Below are 1,399 nucleotides of genomic sequence, written 5' to 3'. Positions count from 1 at the left end.
GTCGCGAACGTCGCCACCAGCATGGCCGACGCGCCCACTGCTTGAAGTAGACGGAAAGCGACAAAGGCCGGTGCAGTTGAAGACCAAGCTGCTCCCAGAGACGCAATGACGAAAGCCGTTGCGCCCGCAAGTAGAATTGGCCGTCGCCCGATTCTGTCTGAGAGCGGACCAAAAATCACCTGGCCCACGCCGAGCATCACCATATAGAGGCTCAACGTGAGTTGGATCATAGCGGGCGTCGTGTTCAGGATGCCGGGCATCGCTGGAACGACAGGGAGATAAATATCCATCGCCAGTGAAGCGAGGATGTCGAAAGGAGCCATCAGCAGCAGTGCTGCCGGCAGCGTATAGGCCCACGCGGGGCGTGTGGTGGTCATGACGAATCAACCCTCGATTAAGGAATACCGGGCGACGTCTGCTCGTCAGCAATCAGATGAGACTAGCCTTACAGAGCGCCGCAACAACAATACTGGTTGTTGCGGCTTACTTGTCTGCTGACTTGGAATTTCCCATCTGATTACTCCACGCTTACGAATATGAATTGCTACATTTTATCCGATTATCTTTTGCTTCGCAATGCGGCATGGGCGCACTCAGCGTTCCAGCCCCCTCTGCCGCCCTAACTGCCACGACACCGACCCGCCCTGCACGATGCCCATAACCTCGCGGCCGAGTTGGCGGTCGATGATCGGCCGCCACGGGACAAGGGTGAACTCATGGGATTTCTCGACCACGGCGAACTTGCCGCTCGATAGATGCACGGTTCCGGTAAACTTGCCGCTGACGCTCTCGCCGTCCGTGGCGGCGCGGAACGGCAGGCCCTTACTCAAAGCCATATCCGATCCGACGCCGGCTACCTCGCGCTCCCGCAGGATGGCGAGAAGGTTGCGCCGGTAGAAGACGCGGCTGTCCCGGCTGCGGGTGGCGTCGCCCTGTTCGATATGGTGCTCGCGGCGCTGGTCCATGGCTTCGCGGACTTGTTGCCCGAAGCCGGTTGGCGCAAGGTCGGCCGTCTCGCCGTGGATCAGCCGCCGGTCCAGCCAGGTCGCGCCGTCCGATCCGATCTGTTTGTTCAGATCGACCGGGGAAAGGACGCGAACGCTGGCCTGACTGTCTCGGCCGGCGTCATGGGCGGCGGCACGGCTGACCAGATCATCGGGGATGCGCCATTGGTCGGCGTCGATCCGCTCGACGATACCGGCCCGGCGTAGCGCCTCCAGCCGGCGCACATGGGCATCGACATAGCCCTCATAGTCGCCGCCTGGAACGCGGCACGTATAGGAAGAATAAACGCCCTTTTCACCCAAGTCCAACAGCTTTGGACCGCAGTTGACTCTTTCGACACCCCTGCGATGCAACCCAATCCGGCTGACGGGGAGCCAGCAACGCTGAAAATTTA

General features: G+C 60.7%; 2 protein-coding genes. Both read right to left on the bottom strand.

Going from position 1 to position 1,399, the window contains the following annotated elements; translation table 11 throughout:
* Positions 1–377: MFS transporter (locus FTU91_RS16370; protein WP_180063744.1), on the bottom strand; the 377-nt coding region annotated here is incomplete at its 3' end.
* A gap of 216 nt (positions 378–593) precedes the next feature.
* On the bottom strand, positions 594–1,399 hold an 806-nt coding region (locus FTU91_RS16760), incomplete at its 5' end, for a DUF3363 domain-containing protein (protein WP_223411754.1).

This window comes from Acinetobacter sp. YH12201 (genome assembly GCF_013418145.1).
Lineage (GTDB): Bacteria > Pseudomonadota > Gammaproteobacteria > Pseudomonadales > Moraxellaceae > Acinetobacter.
The sequence above is the reverse complement of the archived record's forward strand: the minus strand, read 5'-3'. Positions and strand labels throughout refer to the sequence as shown.